Below are 17,454 nucleotides of genomic sequence, written 5' to 3' on the forward strand. Positions count from 1 at the left end.
AATATGTGTGGATTCAATTCCGGAAATGGAAGCGAAAAAACTGCCGCTCACAGCAGTTCTTTTTCATTTCCCCGTAAATACTCCTGCTGTCACTTATAGACACAATGCTTATTCAATGGTAAAATTTATGCTGTTAAGGGTGCACTGATACCTTCAGCATCATCTTGACGCATCTTTTTTGCCCGCACTTCGGCAGAGAATCTGCGTCAATCGGATGGACTTCACTTTTCATGATTCCTTAAAAACAACGAAAGGGAGATCGTCATGCAGAAGCAATATACCGCCCTCGTGTTCGCGGCATCACTTATGCTGCTCACCGGCTGCGGCAGCGATACAGCCAAAGAGCCGCCGCCCCCCGTCGTGCGCACGATGGCGCTCAGCGCAGCAGGTGCATCGGAGGCAGACTACAGCGGGATCGTCCGCGCACGCTATGAGACGAAGCTCGCCTTTCAGGTCGGCGGGCAGATCCTCTCGCGCAATGTGAGCTTGGGTGCGCACGTCCATGCAGGCGACGTGCTCATGGTTATCAACGCACGCGACATACAGCAGCAGGCGAATGCGGCAGGTGCAGGCGTCGCCTCCGCGCGCGCACAGCTTGATCTCGCCCGCGCCAACCGTGCGCGCTATGAGGAGCTCTATGCCGCACAGGCAATCTCGGAGGCGATGCTCGATCAGTACCGTACAAACGAACGCGCCGCCGAGGCCGCCTACCGTCAGGCACTCGCACAGAACACACAGAGCAGCAACGCGCTCGGCTATACGAATCTCATTGCAGGCGCGGACGGCGTGATCTCGGGCATCGCCGCCGAGGAGGGACAGGTCGTCGCTGCAGGGCAGACCGTCATGACTCTCACACAGGATGGAGAACGTGAAATCGAGATCGCCGTCCCCGAGAGCCGCCTCGCCGAGGTCTCCATCGGCATGCCCGCCGCCGTCTCCCTCTGGGCAAACCACGCGGCACTCACGGGCACGGTACGTGAGATCGCGCCCGTCGCTGATGCCGCAGGCGGTACATACGCTGTACGCATTGCCCTCGCGGATGCCCCCGCCGACCTCCCGCTCGGCATGACGGCACACGTGCGTCTCGGTGCATCGGACGAGGCCGGTGTTGTCCTCCCGCTCTCCGCCATCTATCAGACGGGTGACACGGCAGAGGTTTTTGTCGTGGAGGACGGCATCGTACACCTGCGCCCTGTCACCGTGACTGCATTCCGCGACAACGACGTCGTCGCCGCAGGACTTCCGCAGGATGCCGTCGTTGTGACGGCAGGCATCCACCGTCTCCATGACGGAGAGGCGGTGCGCACAAAATGAGAAACCTCACCGAACTCTCCCTGCGCCACCGCACCCTTGTCTGGTACTTTATCATCGTCTTTGCCGTCGGCGGCATCTTTGCCTATACGTCCCTCGGCCGCATGGAGGATCCTGCCTTTACCATCCGCCAGATGGTTGTCTCCGCCGCATGGCCGGGCGCGACGGCAGAGGAGATGCAGGATCAGGTCACGGATAAACTTGAGCGGCGTTTTCAGGACACGCCGGGACTCAAGGAGATCACAAGCGAGACGCGCGCAGGTCAGACCATCATCTACGTCAGACTGCGCGACGACGTAGATACGGACCTCATCCGCCCGACATGGCGCGACGTCCGCAACTTCGGCGAGGACGTCAAGGGAGATCTGCCGAACGGCGTTCTCGGTCCATTCTACAACGATCGCTTTGACGACGTATTCGGCTCGATCTATGCCGTTACAGGCGAGGATTACTCCTATGAGGAGCTGCGTGCCATCGCGGAGGACGTGCGCCGCCGCATCCTCACCGTGCCAAGCGTGCAAAAAGTCGAACTGATCGGCGTCCAGCGCGAACGCGTCTACGTCGAGATCAGCCGCGACCGCCTCGCCTCCCTCGGCATCGCCCCGACAGCGATCGCAGACGCCCTGCGCACGCAGGACACCGTCCTCCCCGGCGGTTCGATCGAGACGGCGGACGGGACGCTCAACCTGCGCGTCTCAGGTGTCTTTGACAACCTCGACGACATCCGTGCCCTCCCCATCCCCGCAGAGGGCAGAGTCCTCCGCCTTGGCGACATCGCGGACATCACGCGCCGCCCGATCGACCCGGCCGATCCCAAAATGATGTATAACGGCGCACCTGCCATCGGCATCGCCGTCTCCATGGAGAATGGCGGCAACATCCTCGCCCTCGGCAAAGACCTCGATGCGCTCACCGCGCAGATTCGGCAGGATCTCCCGCTCGGCACGGAGCTGAGCGAGGTGTCGAACCAACCTGCCGTCGTTCAGCACTCCATCCATGACTTTGTGGAGACGCTCGCCATCGCCATCGTCATTGTCCTCGCGGTCAGCTTCCTCTCGCTCGGTCTGCGCACCGGACTTGTTGTTGCATGCTGCATCCCGCTCGTCCTCGCAGGCACATTCGTCTGTATGTACGCCCTTGGCATCGACCTGCACAAAGTCTCTCTCGGCGCACTCATCATTGCACTCGGGCTTCTCGTCGACGATGCCATCATCGCCGTTGAGATGATGAGCGTCCAGCTTGAGCGCGGCAAGGATCGCTTCGACGCCGCGTGCTACGCTTTTACCCAGACGGCAAAGCCCATGCTCACAGGCACGCTCATCACCTGCGCGGGCTTTATTCCTGTTGCCTTCTCCAAAGGCATGGCGAGCGAGTTCTGCTCCGCCCTCTTCCCCGTGATCGGCATTGCCCTCCTCCTCAGCTGGATCGTCTCTGTCATGGTCGCACCGCTCTTTGGCTGCCATCTGATCCGCGTCAAGCAGAGGGCGGACGGTGCACTGCACGATCCGTACGCAACACCCTTCTACCGTCTCTTTCGCCGCGTGCTCACCCTCTTCCTTGCGCACCGCGCCATCGTCCTCATCGGCACCGTACTCCTTTTCGCCATGAGCCTTGTCGCCTTCCCGCACATCAAGCAAACCTTCTTTCCGCCCTCCCTGCGCCCTGAGCTGCTCGTCCGCCTCACCCTGCCGCAGGGGGCATCCTTGAAGGCGACGCAGACAGAGGCGGATCGCCTCACGGCCATCCTTGACGCGAACAGCGAGAAGGTATCCAACTACGCCGCCTATATCGGGCGGTCCACGCCGCGCTTCGTCCTCACCGTTGAGCCGAAGGCGGACGCCGCGAACGAAGCACAGTTCGTCATCACGGCAAAGGATACAGAGCAGCGCGAGGCGCTCGCCGCCATCATCCGCAGTGCCGCCAACGACGAGCTCTCGGGCGCGCGCGTCACGACGCAGTACATTCAGACGGGGCCGCCTGCGAGCCACCCCGTCATGCTGCGCGTCTCTGCACCGACAACCGATGCCGTGCGCCGCGTCGCCGAGCAGGTCGCCGCCATCGCCGCCGCCGACCCTGTGACCGACAACGTCCATCTCGACTGGACGGAAAAAGCAAAAGGCATCCGCATCGACCTCGACAAGGACAAACTGAAACGTTATGGACTCAGTGCCAAGGATGTAAAGCAGATGCTCTACACCGAAATCTCAGGCGCACAGGCGGCGGAGTTCTACACGGGCGACCGCACCCTCGGCATCGTCCTGCGTCTCACGGAAGAGGACCGCACGAACCTCGGGCAGCTCGGCGCTCTCCCCATCCCTACGCGCGGCGGCACGATCCCGCTGGATCAGATTGCCCGTCTCTCCTACGAGGCGGAGGACGGCCTGATCAAGCGGCATAACCTCCTCCCATCCATCATGGTCGAGGCGGATATCAAGGACGGCGAGGGCAACGATGCTGCTCTGCGCATCTACGACGCGACGAAGGAGCTGCGTGAAAACCTCCCCGCCGGCACCACCATTGTCCCGTCGGGCGCACTTGAGAACGCGGACGACTCCATGGGCTTTCTCGTAAAGCCCGTCCCCGCAATGATCTTCATCATCATGACGCTGCTCATGTTCCAGGTCGGCACCATGGGCAAGATGGCGCTCACCATCCTCGTCGCACCGCTCGGGCTCATCGGCGTCGTCCTTGCCATGCTCCTCACGGACTCTGCCATGGGCTTCGTCGCCTACCTCGGCGTACTCGCCCTCTTCGGCATGATCATCCGCAACTCCGTCATCCTCATCGACCAGATCAAGAAACATGAGGAGGCAGGCGAGAAGCCCATGGACGCTATCATCGACTCCGCCGTTCTGCGCTTTCGCCCCATCATGCTCACCGCGGCTGCTGCTATCCTCGGCATGCTCCCCCTCATGCGCAGCATCTTCTGGGGGCCCATGGCCGTCGCCATCGCAGGCGGACTGATTGTGGCAACGGTGCTGACACTGCTCGTCCTGCCCGTCATGTATGCAGTCGCATATCGGGTGAAGTAAAAGAATCTCTGATAAATTCAGCGATTCCTAAATATGGAGGTACATTCAAGTGTGCGATAACGATTTTGACAAATACATCGCAGCAGAGGCAGACGGTTCTCAAGCATACTATCGAAGAGAATTGGCGAAACTTGATGCCAAAAATAAACAGGAACTAAAATGCCTCGTTGAAAAAATGAATAACGCCGGATGTCCTGCGTCATTTTCATGGGCATTCAGCGAGGTAACCGAAGGCATCCCACAGTTCGCACGCTACCTCATTCTCAAAGAACTGCATCGCAGCATCACAGATGTCGAGGAAGGGCTTAGCTGCGCAGAGGACTTCACCGAGGACATCGAGTCGCTCTATCAAACCGCCGCGGGAGCTGTCGGCGAAGATCACATAAAGCGTCTGCTGACCGCCTATGCAAAGGGCATCGTTGGAACATTGATCAGTCTCATCGATGATGGAAATTTGGACCGTGACCGCGACGGCATCAGCTGGTCACTCATCCAGACGGATGCAGAAGGAACTCCCACAGGACAGATCATCGAGGGACTGCATGAAGATTTCGCGGAGTTTGACAAAATGTAAGCCAAACCAAAATTGACGGGACAAAAAACTCTCCAGACCATTTTTAGGTTTGGAGAGTTTTTTGTCCTTCGCTCACTTCTTCTCATACGGATGAATAATCAGCGCACCGTCCTGATACTCGCCGACGTAGACGTCCTTTAGCTCATAGCCCGCTTCGCGCAGGACGGCATTCAGCCACACGTGGTCTTTTTCGATGAGCTCGAGGATATCCTCTTCGACCTGCCCATCGAGGATGAGCGGATAGCGCGCATTTTCCTCACCATACTGGATGATGGTGAGCTGTCCGTTCGGCTCGAGCACGGCACGCTTGACATCCTTGATGTAGTAGACGCCCGCCAGACGCAGTTTCAGCGTGAGATCATGCGCGAGGAGCCCCTGCCGCATGCACTCGTCCATGAGGATTTTGCCGCGCTCGATGAGGATGGCAGGTGTGCCGTCAACGATCTCCTTGACGCGGCGGTTGTTCGCCTTGATAAATTTCAGCAGGAGCACGAGGAGCGTCCACGCGACGAGCACGAGGAGGAAGTCAATCACAGAGATGGCACTGCTGTAGATAACACCGCCGATGATGCCGCCGAGCACGTAGTTCTGCACCTGATCGGTCGCGGACGTGGGGGCGAGGTTGCCCTTGCCGAGGAGGTTGATCTGCACGATGAGACAGAGCAGACCGAGAGCGAGTTTTGCGAGTACCAGTAAGTAGACGATCATCTCAGTCCTCCTTATCTACGATCTGTATATCCCGCCGCAGGAGGTGCGTGCGTTCATACTGAAACGACGTGTAGTCCGCATTGAAATGAATCACGTAGAACGTGCCCTCTACATCGACGAGCATCCCCTGCTTCAGATTGGTCGAGTTCACCTTGATATCGCCGGCAGGGACATCGAGATCCTTCCCGAGGCTCTGCACGAACTGTGCCATGCGTGAGGTCTGCTCGCGGTCGCTCTTCATGCGGTTGTAGTCGCCGTACTGTATGCCCCCGAGAAAGATCACCGCCAGAAACAGCAGGACGACGAGATCGCGGTAACGCGAGGAAAAGCTGCTGCGCAGATACTTGATGCTCACGACAAGCAGTGCAGCGAGCGCGAGGAACGAAATGACGTACCACGCCGTGTGGCTCGCCTGTCCAACCTGCTCAATATAGCTGTAGGTATAAAATGACAACGAAATGCCCCCCCTTCCCGTGTTTTCCTAGACTACTACAGGAAAATGCATCCGTCAATCACTTTTACCATCTGCATCTGCAATTGTATTCACGTGTACTCACTTATGGATTGTATTTTTTCTGTATTTTCTGTTATAATGATAAAATCGTTTTTATAGAAATGATAGGATGAGCTTTGTGTATGTGAGGATGTGTTTCCGCATCCCAGCGGGAGAGAAGTGCCATGAAAGGTGAGCTGTATATCAAGGAAAAGCGGTGCAAGGGCTGCGGAATCTGCGCGGCATTCTGCCCGAAGAAGGTGCTCGAGGTGAGTCTGCTCGGCAAGATTGTGCCCGTGCGCCCCGAGGACTGCATCGCGTGCGGGCAGTGCGAGATGCGCTGTCCCGATTTTGCGATTTTCGTGGAGAGGAGGGCGTAGGATGGAAGGCACAAGACTGATGCAGGGCAACGAGGCAGTCGCCGAGGGTGCGATTGCCGCCGGGGTCACGTTCTTCGCAGGCTACCCCATTACGCCCTCGACGGAGATCGCCGAGCAGATGGCAAAGCTGCTGCCGAAGATCGGCGGCACATTCCTCCAGATGGAGGACGAGATCGGCGCGATGGGCGCGATTCTCGGCGCATCGCTCGCAGGGGCAAAGGTCATGGACGCGACGAGCGGCCCGGGCTTCTCACTGAAGCAGGAGCTGATCGGCTATGCCGCGTGCGCGGAGATCCCCTGCGTGGTGGCGAACGTCCAGCGCGTCGGCCCCTCGACAGGACAGCCGACTGCGCCCTCGCAGGGCGATGTGATGCAGGCGCGCTGGGGCACACACGGCGATCATCCGATCATCGCGCTCTCCCCGTGGAGCGTGCGCGAGTCATTCGACATGGCGGTCATGGCAGTGAACTTTGCGGAGCGTTTCCGCACCCCCGTCATTTTGCTGACGGACGAGATCATCGGGCATCTGCGCGAGAATGTGACACTGCCCTCCCCTGAGGAAATCGAAATCTACCCGCGCCGCCTGCCGAAAGCAACGCGTGCCGAGGGCTATCAGCCCTATGCCGTGGGCGAGGATCTCGTACCCGATGCGGCGCGTTTCGGCGACGGATATCACATCCACGTCACGGGACTGCTCCACGATGAGACGGGGTTTCCCTCAGGCAGTCCTGCCGTGACGGAGCATCTCATCCGCCGTCTCCACGAGAAGATCAGCCGCGTGGGTGAGGAGATTATCCACACAGAGGAATCCTTTATGGAGGATGCGGAGTACGCCGTCGTCAGCTACGGCGGCACGGCGCGTACGGCATACGAAGCGGTGCGCACGGCACGCGCCGAGGGAATCAAGGTCGGCTTCCTGCGGCTCCAGACGATCTGGCCGTTCGCGGATGCGGCAGTCGCACGGCTCGCGGCACGTGTCAAGGGCATCCTCGTCGCAGAGCTGAACTACGGGCAGCTCGTGGGTGAGGTCACGCGCGCTGCACACGGCACGCACGTCCGCTCCTGCCTCAAATACAATATGCTGGACTTCACGCCGCAGGAGATCACGGCGGCGATCCGTCAGATGAGCGAGGAGGTGCGGGCATGAGCACAGCACATATAAAGGCCGACATACAGCGTCCGTTCGAGCAGTATTTTCGTCAGAACCGCCTCCCCCATCTCTGGTGTCCCGGCTGCGGCAACGGTACGGCAATGAAGTGCATCGCGGAGGCGGTGGACGGTGCGGAGGGATTTTCACAGGACAACACGGTCATCGTCTCCGGCATCGGCTGTTCCTCACGCGGCTCGGGCTATATGGACTTTGACACCGTACACACGGCGCACGGGCGAGCGATTCCCTTTGCAACGGGGATCAAGCTCGCACGACCTGAGCTGAACGTCATCGTCATTACAGGAGACGGCGACTGCACTGCCATCGGCGGCAATCACTTCCTGCACGGCTGTCGGCGCAACGTCGATCTCACCGTCGTACTTTTCAACAACAATATCTACGGCATGACGGGCGGACAGTCCTCGCCGACGACCCCGCCGGGCAAGATGACGGCGACGGCACCATACGGGACAATCGACCGTCCGCTCGACGCGTGCCGCATCGCCGAGGCAGCAGGAGCAACCTACGTCGCACGCTCGACAGCCTTTCACGTCAAGCATCTCACGCAGATGATCGCAGGTGGTCTCGCAAATCACGGGTTTTCCCTCATCGAGGCGATGGTGCAGTGCCCGACCGCCTACGGGCGCAAGAACAAGATGGGGTCGCCCGCTGCGATGCTTGAGTGGATGCGGGACTCTGCCGTCATGAAGGCGGCATGGGACAAGCTCCCGCCCGAAAAGCGCACGGCGGAGAAGTTCCCCATCGGACTTCTCTGCGCGTGCGCGGGTGAGGAGTACGGCACGGCAAACGCCGAGATTCAGCGGCGTGCGGGAGGGCTCTGATATGCAGAAGGAACTTCGTCTCTCAGGTTCGGGCGGGCAGGGCGTGATCACCGCCGCCATTATCTTCGCCGAGGCGGCGGCAGCGTGCGGCAGAAACGTTGCACAGTCACAGTCCTATGGCCCAGAGGCGCGCGGCGGTGCGTCCCGCTCCGAGGTTATCATCAGCGACGACGTGATCTATCATCCGCACGTCGAGCACCCCGACATCGTCCTCGCCATGACACAGGCAGCGGCGGACAAGTACGCGGGCGATCTCGATCCCACGACGGGCATCCTGATCGTTGACAGCGAGCTTGTGCCAAATGTGCCGCAGGCAGCACACGTTGTCTCCGTTCCCATCACCACGCTTGCCATCGAGAAGATCGGCAAGTCTCTCTTTGCAAACATCGTCGCCCTCGGCGCGATCACGCGCGTCTCGGGAATCGTCCCATTCGACGCTGTGAAAAGTGCCGTGGCGAACCGTGTCCCGCCGCACACCGTCGACCGCAATATGCAGGCGCTGATGGTCGGATACGAGGCGGCGAAGGAATAGGAACAGAACATAAGATAGAGAATCTCCACTCGCGAGTCCAATCGTGAGTGGGGATTTTTGACATAGAAAAACGCAGGATAGATGCTATAGATTTCTTGACAATGCACGTATTTTGCACTATCTTAATAAAAAGGAGTGATTCAGATGGGACAGACCAACGTCAGCATTCGCATGGACAATGACCTGAAGGAGCAGTTCAATGCTTTTTGTACGGATATGGGGATGACAATGACGACAGCATTCAACATTTTTGCCAAGAAGGCTGTACGTGAGTACCGCATCCCCTTTGAGATCGGTGCGCCCCACCCCAACGCAGAGACACAGGAGTCTCTTGACGAAGTGCGCCGTATGAAGGCAGACCCTAGCCTAGGCAAACGCTACACCGACGTTGACGAGATGATGAAAGACCTGCTCTCATGAAATACATTATCCGCCCAACCTCACGTTTTCAGCGGGATCTAAAACGCGCTGCCAAGCGGGGCTATCACACGGAACTCTTGACCGCTGTCATCAAGAAGTTGGCGGATGGAGTGCCTCTGGAACAACGATATCGTGACCACGCGCTCGCGGGAGATTATGCAGGATGTCGGGAGTGTCACATCACGCCGGACTGGCTGCTCATCTATGAGATCGATGGAGATACACTTCTGCTCTACCTGATGCGTACAGGCACACACAGCGATCTGTTCAAAATGTGACAGAACTGCTGACAGCAATTCGAGGTGCTTTTTTATCGCGGATCTTTTTCGTTACAATTTGTATTGCAGCGATCAAAGCATAAGAAAAGCCGCCCTCTGTCTCCAAACTTAGGCGGCTAATCTTAGTTCGTTTTTAGCAGAGGAGCTGACCGTTTACTGGCAGCACCTTTTTCTGTGCTCATTTATACGACGTGTGAACCGTTCCGTCAAGCCTGACGGGTGGGAGCGTTCACTGCAAAGGACATAACAGCCTTTACTTCACGCCCGCACCGTCGAGTGCAGCACGGACGCTCTTCTGCGCACGGGAAAGTTTTTCCATCTCATCGTCGGCAAGGCGCACCTCGAGCGAGCGGACGATGCCATCCTGTGCGATCATGCGCGGAATGGAGAGTGCAACATCCTTCATGCCGTACTCGCCGTTCATGACGGCGGCACAGGGCAGGATCGTATGCTCATTGTAGAGAATCGCCTTGATAAAGCGGCAGGCAACCATAGCAATTCCCGTGTTGGTAAATCCTTTGAGGTTGATGACATCGTATGCCGTCTGTATGAGTCCCTGCTCGATGTCATGACGATTCAGCCGCTCCTTAAAGTGGAAGTATTCGTCAAGATGATCGATCCCGAGCCCCGCACAGTTTACCGTCGACCATGCAACAAAAGCATCGTTGCCATGCTCTCCGAGGACATAGCCGTGGATATTCTTCGGATCCATATCATAATGCTCCGCGAGAAGGTAACGGAAGCGATAGGTCTCGAGCATCGTGCCCGTGCCGAGGATCTTCTCGCGCGGGTAGTCGAACTCGGTTGATACGACGTAGGTCGCAACGTCAAGCGGGTTCGTAATCATGATGACCATGGCTTCCTTCGTGTATTTCACGATCTCAGAGAAGATGGAGCGCATGATCTTCGTGTTCGTGCTCGCGAGCTTCAGTCGGTCGGGCTTCTCTCCAGGCAGGATCGACGGTCCCGCCGTAATGACGATGAACGCCGCATCGCGGCAGTCCTCATACGTCCCCGTATGGATCTTGATGTTCGTGCTGTACGGCGAGGACATGGCGTGGCTCGTATCGAGTGCCTCGCCGCGCGCACGATTCATATCGAGATCGATGAGGGCAATCTCCGAGGCCAGCTGAAAGTCTGCGATTTTGTTGAGCACGGCGGAGCCGACATTGCTCGTACCGATGATGACGACTTTTCCCCGGTTGATGGACATAATAATGACCTCCTAAATAATAAAAAGCCCGAACGCGAAAACGCACTCGGACACTACGGTCGAAGAAGAATTTGTACAGATAGTAATTGTTTCACGACGAATCACACCTCTTCTCGGTCAAATCATCGCCGCAGGATTTCCTGCGCCATCATAGTAGCACCACAGGGAATCATTGTCAACGGATTTTTCACAGAGTATAACGTGTATACAGGAGAGTTCGTATTGCCAACCTGTCAATATGAAAGAACAGTTCACAGGCAAATATTTTCATGCTACAATGCACGCAGATGTTGTCACGAGCGGTAGGCGGTCAGTCTCCTCAAGAGAGGAGGCGATACTTATGACTCTGTACGATTTTCTGTCGTTCATCTTTCTTGTAACGATCTGTATCGTAGCCTTGAGACCATAAGAATACCCGCCTGCAGTCACCAACTCTAGGCGGGTTTCTTATAACCATTTCTTAGATTACGGGGGCTGACCGTTTACCGACAGCACCTTTTTTCTATGCTTATTATACGATTTTAGAAGACTGCCGTCAACCCTTGTCCGACGCTGCGTTGTAAACATCCTTGAGCAGGGTCTCCTTGCGCAGGCTGCGGCATTCGCACGCGCTCTTTTCGGCGGGGACGCTGTGCTTACAGCACACGAAACGTAATCATATCATCAAGACTGTCCATGGTCTCTACATCGCAGATCTCATTTCCGCGCAGTGCTGTTTGAATATGGTAAAAAATGAGCCGAATTTTTAGGAAGCGTACGAACTCCCTCGAGCGGCGCTGATATCCGTACGCCGCGATTAACGTCCTGAGTTTCATGCGGACATAATCCTTTTTCCCAAGGTAAAGAATCTGCACGCGCAGCCTCTTGAAAAAGAGATCCAAGTCAAAATCATCACGCATCAAGTCGGATACGTCCAACGTTCCGTCAGAGACTGCCTGTACTGATGGGAAATCGGCATCAAGAGTGATTTTATCCTGCATATAATCCGACCAATACAGGACATCCAACAGCCATTTCCGATAATTTTGCCGATATTCCACCGCCAAAAAGGATTTATCCTCTGTATGCATCCGGTGGACAAGGCGAAGGGCTTCCTTGGCAGATAACCCCGCATTATCAATAATGCAGGCTGCATCCAAGGCAGTATATAGGAGTTCCTTCATCAGTATCCCCCTTCCAATTGATCGCCCTTCTTTGCGTTGCAGCTGCGGCAAAGGATCTGTAAATTCTCGAGTACAGAACGCCCGCCCTTATTCATGGGAACGATATGGTCTACATTGAGGTATCGACGATTGGAAAATACTTCTCCGCAATGGGCGCAAACATAGCCGGAAGAGGTTTTCGCCTTGGCAAACGCTCCTTCACGCAGCTCCTCTTCCAGCGCGGGATCAATTTCCCTGATTTTATCCAGCGGAAGATTCTCCAAGGCTATTTTATCGTACGTTACATTTTCCTCCGGCGCATAAAGTTCCGGGTCAGAAATCTTCGCAAGTTCAATATCCACCATGCGCAGAAAGTATATCTTTTTCCCAAAAAACAACTGCAGAAGATTATCATCTACGCTTTCCCACAGGGCATCAAGATATTCTTTTCTCTTCTTTGGTCCAAGATCCTCGTCCCAGATGTGCCGCGCAATCGCAGGAACATCCAGCTTGCTTCTGTCCACCTGGTCAAACGTATAGAATTTCGGCTCGGATTCCTTCTGCGCATAATATTTCAAGATATGCCGCACATCTCTGGGGTCATAGGGCGGCACCATGTCACGATGGAAAAATTGCTTTTTGCATTCTGCCTCCAATTTGTCCAGCACATCATTGGAGAGATATTCGTCATCGGTGTTGATGCCCTCAAACAGGGCCGGGAGTGCCTGCATCATTTTCTCATAGGCGTCTTGGGTGCTGTTATATACCATGACCTGATAGGAGAAGTCGATCCCCTCTTCGTTGATGTATTGGAACGCATACATGCCCACGGGTATGCGCTCCCAAAAGGGAACCGCCTCAAGCTGCGTGGTGTCGATCGCATCGTTCAGGATGGCGGCAAATTCCTCAATTTTGGAAATTACGATCCACCGCATTTGTTGCTTTCTGTACTCCGGGCTGTCTTTCGGCGGCCATTCGCTGTCTCCGACAAAAATCGTATCCGGACTGACCCATGCGATATGTTCATTCCAATCATCAACAAAAGAGACGATGTAGGCCATGCTTGTCCCACCCGCTTTTTCACCGCGAAGAGCACGGCCAATCATCTGTGTCATAAGGATGGTAGACACGGTAGGACGCGCGAGGAACACGGTCTTCGTCATGGGCAGATCAACGCCCTCTGTGAGAATATTTACATTCACCAAGACCTCTACATCACCGCTGCGAAAAGCTTCGAGCTTGCTGTCATTTTCCTTGGGGCTGATCGTTGCACCAGTGCCCATATCCTTGATGGCAGACACAACGTACTCTGCTTTAATGCCAGCCTTGTTGAACAGCTTTGCAAGCGCAATCGCATGGTCAATGTTGACGGCAAAAACAATGGTCTTCCCGTATTCGTCAGCCTTTTTCAAATAGGTATCCACAATCAGCTTGTTGCGCGGTCCGCTCTCCGCGATACTTTGGGACAGTTCGGGAGAAAGTGTATCGAGATGCTGGATGCTTTCCAACGCCTCAAGCCCCAAATCTTTGCCATACTCCTCATCCGTATAGTAGGTCTCAAAATGAGGATGAGAGAGAATTTGCCGATTGATGAGTTCCTTGAGATCGACTTTGTAGGCAATGCCGATGTCATTTTTCTTCGACCTGCCGCCGGACACGCCGTCTTTATAGATACGCGCCAAAAGCCCCTGTTCATTCTCGGCCGTACGAAAAGGCGTCGCCGTGAGACCGATCAGTTTTACATGCTCTACCTTGTCCTTAACGTAATCAATGACGCGCCGATATGTCTTTGCCGTAGAGTGATGCGCTTCATCCACGATGAGGAAAATCTCGTTCTCTCCCGCAAGCCACGGGGCAAGGCGCGCCAGATTGGACGCCCTGCCGATACTGTCCTTGCTGATGATGAGCAGATCGTCCTTCGGATCAATGTTGATCGTTTTATCATGATTCGATGAGCCGGACACGATGCGATAGCGAAAGGACGAGATATGGGGAATTTCAGCGGTATAGGCAAATTTCTGGAAGGATTCCGCAGCCTGATCAAGAAGCATCTGGCGATGGGCAAGCCAGAGAATCTTTTTCTTTTTGTCGAGTGCATGACGAAGAAGCCACGTGGAAGCCGTATACGTTTTCCCTCCACCTGTGGGGAGCACCACCAGCGTACTATAACTGGCGTTTTCTTCGTCCATGCGGTCGAGAGCACAGAGCGCATCCAGCTGATGCCGATACGGATGGCGTGTGTTGCTGCCGGGGAGAGGGTGCACCTCTCCTGCTGCCGGAAAGTCGATGTATTCGCACTTCATGTTTCGTTGTTCCTCCTCCGATGCCTGTCCATTTTTAGAAGCCCGCGTCACCCCTTGTCCGACGCTGCGTTGTAGACATCCTTGAGCAGCGTCTCCTTGCGCAGGCTGCGGCATTCGCACGCGCTCTTTTCGGCGGGGACGCTGCGAATCGTCGCGAGGAGGATGTCGCCGATCATCGGTGCATCGTCGTAGAAGATCTGCTCTAGCGTGTCGTGCGACCACGGGCGGATGCCCTCGCCGTAGTTGACGACGAAGTACAGCCCCGCATAGCACGCGCCGATCTCGCGCGCAAGATAGACCTCGGGCGCAAGGCTCTGCCCGACGATGTCCGCGTGCCCTTTCAGCATCGCGATCTCGGCAGAGCTCTCGAAATGCCGCCCGTCAGTGACGGCGTAGATGCCGCGGTCAAAGATGCGCCCCGTATAGCGCTTCCTCGTTTCTTCAATGAGTGCCGTACGCAGCTCGGAGCAGAGTGCATCGCGCATGACAAGCAGATAACGCCCGTCGAGCATGACATCCTTGCGCACGGAGAGGTCCAGGTAGTCGTCGGGAATGAGGAAGTCGCGCGGATCGAGCAGCGGGTTCACCGTCCCGACGCCGCCCTCGGAGAGGATGCGCCGCACGCCCGCCTCCCGCAGCACCCAGAACACCTGCCGCGACGCATCCGCGCGCGTCACGCCGCTGCGCCAGCCGTGCATGCGGCAGGTCAGCACGCGCCGTCCCGCGACGGAGAAGAGGCGGAACGCAGGGCTCTCGCCGTAGGGTGTCGCAAAGTGCAGCCCGTCCGCAAGGATCTCCACATCCGCCGCCATCGACGCACGCGGGAAATCGCTTGAGAGCGTCCCCGAGCCGCCGATGACGGCATAGCCCGCTGTCGGAACCTGTTGCTCTGCCATATCAAAACCTCCGTATCACGCGATACTGCGTGTCACGCTGTGCCGGCTCTCTGCCTGCGCCGTGAATCAGATCAATCATCTTCTTGATCGACATATTATACCGCGTCCCCGCGGCACGCACTACATTCTCCTCAAGCATGATGCTCCCGAGGTCGTCCGCGCCGAAGCCAAGTGTCAGCTGTCCGATACGCTCGCCCTGCGTGACCCACGACCCCTGTATGTGCGCAACATTGTCCATGTAGAGCCGCGTGACGGCAAGCGTCCGCATATAGTCCCAGCTCGACGTCTTTTCCCCGCCGAGTGCAGTGTTGCCCGGCTGGAACGTCCATGTGATGAACGCACGAAAGCCGCCCGTCTCCTCCTGCAAACGGCGGATGTGCTCCATGTGCTCCACGCGCTCCGCCATCGTCTCACCAAAGCCGATGACCATGGTCGCCGTCGACTCCATACCGATCTTGTGCGCCGTCCGCATCACGCGCAGCCAGTCCTCGGTCATGATCTTTTTCGGTGCGATGAGCCTCCGCACGCGGTCCACGAGGATCTCCGCACCGCCGCCGGGGAGCGACGAGAGCCCCGCATCCTGCAGCCGCCGCAGCGTGTCCTCAATCGTAATGCCCTCCTTTTCGGCAAAGTACAGAATCTCCGTCGCCGTGAAGGAGTGGATCACGATGGAGGGATAGCGGTCACGGATCGCACGCAGCATATTTTCATAGTAGGAAAGCGGCAGGTCGGGGTGAATGCCGCCCTGGATCATGACCTGCGTGCCGCCCGCCGCCGCCGTCTCGCCGACCTTTGCGAGAATCTCCTCCATCGGCAGGAGGTAGCCGTCCTCCGCGCCCACCTTCGTATAGAAGGCACAGAAACGGCACTCGTTCACGCAGATATTCGTGTAGTTGATGTTGCGGTCAACGATGAACGTCACCGTATCGCCGAACCGCCGCCGCCGCTCCGCGTCCGCCGCACGCCCGAGGTCGATGGGGTCGCCGTGCGTGAGGAGATCGGCAGCCTCCTGCTCCGTGAGTCTCATGCACCCTCCCCTGCCGCAATCGGCTGATAAAACGTATCGCGCTCCACTGGCTCGTAGCCCGCCTCGCGGATCATCGCGTCCAGTTCGCGCCGCGTGATGCCCGTCTGCGTCTGTGCGCCCGCCGCGTGAATGATCTTCTCCTCACCGATGGTGCCGTCGAGATCATCCGCGCCAAAGGCAAGGGCAAGCTGCGCAATGGGCTGCGTCAGCATGACCCAGAATGCCTTGAAATGCGCCACATTGTCGAGGACAAGGCGCGAGAGCGCGAGCATTTTCATATCCTCCCACGAGCCGACGCGCGCGAGCTTTCGCTCCGCACCGAGCGCCGTATTCTCAGGGTGGAAGGGGAAGAGCATAAACGCCTGAAAACCGCCTGTCTCATCCTGCAGTTCGCGCAAGGCAAGCAGGTGGTCAATGCGCTCCTCGACCGTCTCGATGTGTCCGTACATCATAGACGCATTTGTACGGATGCCGAGCGCGTGTGCCGTACGCATACAGTCGAGCCACTCCGCACGCGTTGCCTTGTTCGGGCAGATGATCGCGCGTACGCGGTCGGAGAGAATCTCCGCCCCGCCGCCGGGGAGGGATGAGAGCCCCGCCGTCTGCAAACGGCGCAGGATGTCGCGGACAGAACCCCCTTCGCCTTTTGCAAAGTTCACAACCTCTACGGGCGTAAATGCCTTGATATCCGCGTGGGGCAGTGCCGCACGCACCTGCCGCACCACGCCCTCGTAGTAGGAGAAGGGACGGTCGGGATGCAGGGCACTCACGATATGGATCTCCGTAAGGCGCGGCGTTTTTTTCGCCAGTTCCAGCACACGCGCGACATCGTCCGTTTCCATAATATATCCACGTGCATCGCCCTGCTCCACCTGGAAGGCACAGAGCGGACAGTTCGCACGGCATATATTGGTGAGGTTGATGTGGCGGTTCACCGTATAGTAGACATTCTTCCCGCTCGCGCGCTCCTTCGCCGCACGCGCCCACGCGGCGAGCGCGAGGAGGTCGTTGTCCTCATAGAGGAGGAGTGCATCCTCCCTCGTCAGCCGTACCCCGCGCTCAGCGGCGGCACGGGCAGTTCTCAAATCGCTCATGTACTCTCCTTCTAATGCTCTCGCAAGTGTATCAAATGCGGCAAGATTTTGCAAATCCT

The 17,454-nt window shown here is 57.3% G+C and carries 17 protein-coding genes and 1 pseudogene; 9 read left to right on the forward strand and 9 right to left on the reverse strand.

What is annotated here, in order from left to right; translation table 11 throughout:
- The first annotated feature begins 264 nt into the window (after window positions 1-264).
- The 3 genes from HMPREF0908_RS05900 to HMPREF0908_RS05910 all read left to right on the forward strand — a co-directional run bounded on the left by HMPREF0908_RS05900 (window position 265) and on the right by HMPREF0908_RS05910 (window position 4,917).
- A complete protein-coding gene (locus HMPREF0908_RS05900; protein ID WP_006690532.1) occupies window positions 265-1,314 on the forward strand; it encodes an efflux RND transporter periplasmic adaptor subunit in 1,050 nt (349 codons plus the stop codon).
- Complete coding sequence (locus HMPREF0908_RS05905; RefSeq protein ID WP_006690533.1) at window positions 1,311-4,343, forward strand: efflux RND transporter permease subunit; 3,033 nt, start codon at window positions 1,311-1,313, stop codon at window positions 4,341-4,343. The genes HMPREF0908_RS05900 and HMPREF0908_RS05905 overlap by 4 nt, the downstream gene beginning before the upstream one ends.
- 175 nt (window positions 4,344-4,518) lie before the next feature.
- Complete coding sequence (locus HMPREF0908_RS05910) at window positions 4,519-4,917, forward strand: hypothetical protein (protein WP_169304134.1); 399 nt, start codon at window positions 4,519-4,521, stop codon at window positions 4,915-4,917.
- A 72-nt stretch (window positions 4,918-4,989) separates the two neighbouring features.
- On the opposite strand, the gene HMPREF0908_RS05915 is transcribed toward HMPREF0908_RS05910, so the two are convergent.
- Both HMPREF0908_RS05915 and HMPREF0908_RS05920 read right to left on the reverse strand, forming a co-directional pair.
- On the reverse strand, window positions 4,990-5,625 hold the full coding sequence (locus tag HMPREF0908_RS05915) for a DUF421 domain-containing protein (RefSeq protein WP_006690535.1): 636 nt from the start codon (window positions 5,623-5,625) through the stop codon (window positions 4,990-4,992).
- Window position 5,626: 1 nt separating this feature from the next.
- Window positions 5,627-6,079, reverse strand: a complete 453-nt coding sequence (locus HMPREF0908_RS05920) for a DUF3290 domain-containing protein (protein ID WP_006690536.1) — start codon at window positions 6,077-6,079, stop codon at window positions 5,627-5,629.
- Between the two features lie 224 nt (window positions 6,080-6,303).
- Between HMPREF0908_RS05920 and HMPREF0908_RS05925 the strand changes: the two genes are divergently transcribed.
- The 6 genes from HMPREF0908_RS05925 to HMPREF0908_RS05950 all read left to right on the forward strand — a co-directional run bounded on the left by HMPREF0908_RS05925 (window position 6,304) and on the right by HMPREF0908_RS05950 (window position 9,720).
- Window positions 6,304-6,498 (forward strand): 4Fe-4S binding protein, encoded by a 195-nt coding sequence (locus tag HMPREF0908_RS05925; protein ID WP_006690537.1) that lies wholly within the window; start codon window positions 6,304-6,306, stop codon window positions 6,496-6,498.
- A 1-nt stretch (window position 6,499) separates the two neighbouring features.
- Window positions 6,500-7,645: a 2-oxoacid:acceptor oxidoreductase subunit alpha gene (locus HMPREF0908_RS05930; RefSeq protein WP_006690538.1), complete on the forward strand. Its 1,146-nt coding sequence runs from the start codon at window positions 6,500-6,502 to the stop codon at window positions 7,643-7,645.
- Window positions 7,642-8,490 carry a thiamine pyrophosphate-dependent enzyme gene (locus tag HMPREF0908_RS05935; protein WP_006690539.1) on the forward strand — a complete coding sequence of 283 codons (849 nt, stop codon included), beginning with the start codon at window positions 7,642-7,644 and terminating at the stop codon, window positions 8,488-8,490. The genes HMPREF0908_RS05930 and HMPREF0908_RS05935 overlap by 4 nt, the downstream gene beginning before the upstream one ends.
- Before the next feature lies 1 nt (window position 8,491).
- A complete protein-coding gene (locus HMPREF0908_RS05940; RefSeq protein ID WP_006690540.1) occupies window positions 8,492-9,022 on the forward strand; it encodes a 2-oxoacid:acceptor oxidoreductase family protein in 531 nt (176 codons plus the stop codon).
- A gap of 144 nt (window positions 9,023-9,166) precedes the next feature.
- Window positions 9,167-9,442 (forward strand): type II toxin-antitoxin system RelB/DinJ family antitoxin, encoded by a 276-nt coding sequence (locus tag HMPREF0908_RS05945; RefSeq protein WP_006690541.1) that lies wholly within the window; start codon window positions 9,167-9,169, stop codon window positions 9,440-9,442.
- The gene (locus HMPREF0908_RS05950; RefSeq protein WP_006690542.1) at window positions 9,439-9,720 is read left to right on the forward strand and encodes a type II toxin-antitoxin system YafQ family toxin; all 282 of its coding nucleotides are present in this window, start codon (window positions 9,439-9,441) and stop codon (window positions 9,718-9,720) included. Before HMPREF0908_RS05945 ends, HMPREF0908_RS05950 begins: the two co-directional genes overlap by 4 nt.
- Window positions 9,721-9,973: 253 nt before the next feature.
- Here the strand turns inward: HMPREF0908_RS05950 and HMPREF0908_RS05955 are convergent, their stop codons facing one another.
- The 7 genes and pseudogenes from HMPREF0908_RS05955 to HMPREF0908_RS05980 form a co-directional block, all read right to left on the reverse strand.
- Window positions 9,974-10,933 carry an L-lactate dehydrogenase gene (locus tag HMPREF0908_RS05955; RefSeq protein WP_006690543.1) on the reverse strand — a complete coding sequence of 320 codons (960 nt, stop codon included), beginning with the start codon at window positions 10,931-10,933 and terminating at the stop codon, window positions 9,974-9,976.
- A gap of 535 nt (window positions 10,934-11,468) precedes the next feature.
- Window positions 11,469-11,564: pseudogene (locus HMPREF0908_RS11395) on the reverse strand (phosphorylase); the annotation flags it as partial.
- Window positions 11,565-11,568: 4 nt separating this feature from the next.
- Window positions 11,569-12,096: a hypothetical protein gene (locus HMPREF0908_RS05960; protein WP_006690545.1), complete on the reverse strand. Its 528-nt coding sequence runs from the start codon at window positions 12,094-12,096 to the stop codon at window positions 11,569-11,571.
- Complete coding sequence (locus HMPREF0908_RS05965; RefSeq protein WP_006690546.1) at window positions 12,096-14,378, reverse strand: DEAD/DEAH box helicase family protein; 2,283 nt, start codon at window positions 14,376-14,378, stop codon at window positions 12,096-12,098. The genes HMPREF0908_RS05960 and HMPREF0908_RS05965 overlap by 1 nt, the downstream gene beginning before the upstream one ends.
- A gap of 47 nt (window positions 14,379-14,425) precedes the next feature.
- Window positions 14,426-15,274 carry an MTAP family purine nucleoside phosphorylase gene (locus HMPREF0908_RS05970; RefSeq protein WP_006690547.1) on the reverse strand — a complete coding sequence of 283 codons (849 nt, stop codon included), beginning with the start codon at window positions 15,272-15,274 and terminating at the stop codon, window positions 14,426-14,428.
- Between the two features lies 1 nt (window position 15,275).
- Window positions 15,276-16,301 carry a cyclic dehypoxanthinyl futalosine synthase gene (gene mqnC / locus HMPREF0908_RS05975; RefSeq protein WP_006690548.1) on the reverse strand — a complete coding sequence of 342 codons (1,026 nt, stop codon included), beginning with the start codon at window positions 16,299-16,301 and terminating at the stop codon, window positions 15,276-15,278.
- Window positions 16,298-17,395, reverse strand: a complete 1,098-nt coding sequence (locus tag HMPREF0908_RS05980) for a radical SAM protein (protein WP_006690549.1) — start codon at window positions 17,393-17,395, stop codon at window positions 16,298-16,300. The genes mqnC and HMPREF0908_RS05980 overlap by 4 nt, the downstream gene beginning before the upstream one ends.
- Window positions 17,396-17,454: the final 59 nt, after the last annotated feature.

The organism is Centipeda flueggei ATCC 43531, assembly GCF_000160695.1.
GTDB lineage: Bacteria > Bacillota > Negativicutes > Selenomonadales > Selenomonadaceae > Centipeda > Centipeda flueggei.

Coding starts and splice junctions, on each gene's coding strand:
- HMPREF0908_RS05900 (WP_006690532.1), top strand. CDS start 265: ATGCAGAAGCAATATACCGCCCTCGTGTTCGCGGCATCACTTATGCTG.
- HMPREF0908_RS05905 (WP_006690533.1), top strand. CDS start 1,311: ATGAGAAACCTCACCGAACTCTCCCTGCGCCACCGCACCCTTGTCTGG.
- HMPREF0908_RS05910 (WP_169304134.1), top strand. CDS start 4,519: ATGAATAACGCCGGATGTCCTGCGTCATTTTCATGGGCATTCAGCGAG.
- HMPREF0908_RS05915 (WP_006690535.1), bottom strand. CDS start 5,625: ATGATCGTCTACTTACTGGTACTCGCAAAACTCGCTCTCGGTCTGCTC.
- HMPREF0908_RS05925 (WP_006690537.1), top strand. CDS start 6,304: ATGAAAGGTGAGCTGTATATCAAGGAAAAGCGGTGCAAGGGCTGCGGA.
- HMPREF0908_RS05930 (WP_006690538.1), top strand. CDS start 6,500: ATGGAAGGCACAAGACTGATGCAGGGCAACGAGGCAGTCGCCGAGGGT.
- HMPREF0908_RS05935 (WP_006690539.1), top strand. CDS start 7,642: ATGAGCACAGCACATATAAAGGCCGACATACAGCGTCCGTTCGAGCAG.
- HMPREF0908_RS05940 (WP_006690540.1), top strand. CDS start 8,492: ATGCAGAAGGAACTTCGTCTCTCAGGTTCGGGCGGGCAGGGCGTGATC.
- HMPREF0908_RS05945 (WP_006690541.1), top strand. CDS start 9,167: ATGGGACAGACCAACGTCAGCATTCGCATGGACAATGACCTGAAGGAG.
- HMPREF0908_RS05950 (WP_006690542.1), top strand. CDS start 9,439: ATGAAATACATTATCCGCCCAACCTCACGTTTTCAGCGGGATCTAAAA.
- HMPREF0908_RS05955 (WP_006690543.1), bottom strand. CDS start 10,933: ATGTCCATCAACCGGGGAAAAGTCGTCATCATCGGTACGAGCAATGTC.
- HMPREF0908_RS05960 (WP_006690545.1), bottom strand. CDS start 12,096: ATGAAGGAACTCCTATATACTGCCTTGGATGCAGCCTGCATTATTGAT.
- HMPREF0908_RS05965 (WP_006690546.1), bottom strand. CDS start 14,378: ATGAAGTGCGAATACATCGACTTTCCGGCAGCAGGAGAGGTGCACCCT.
- HMPREF0908_RS05970 (WP_006690547.1), bottom strand. CDS start 15,274: ATGGCAGAGCAACAGGTTCCGACAGCGGGCTATGCCGTCATCGGCGGC.
- mqnC (WP_006690548.1), bottom strand. CDS start 16,301: ATGAGACTCACGGAGCAGGAGGCTGCCGATCTCCTCACGCACGGCGAC.
- HMPREF0908_RS05980 (WP_006690549.1), bottom strand. CDS start 17,395: ATGAGCGATTTGAGAACTGCCCGTGCCGCCGCTGAGCGCGGGGTACGG.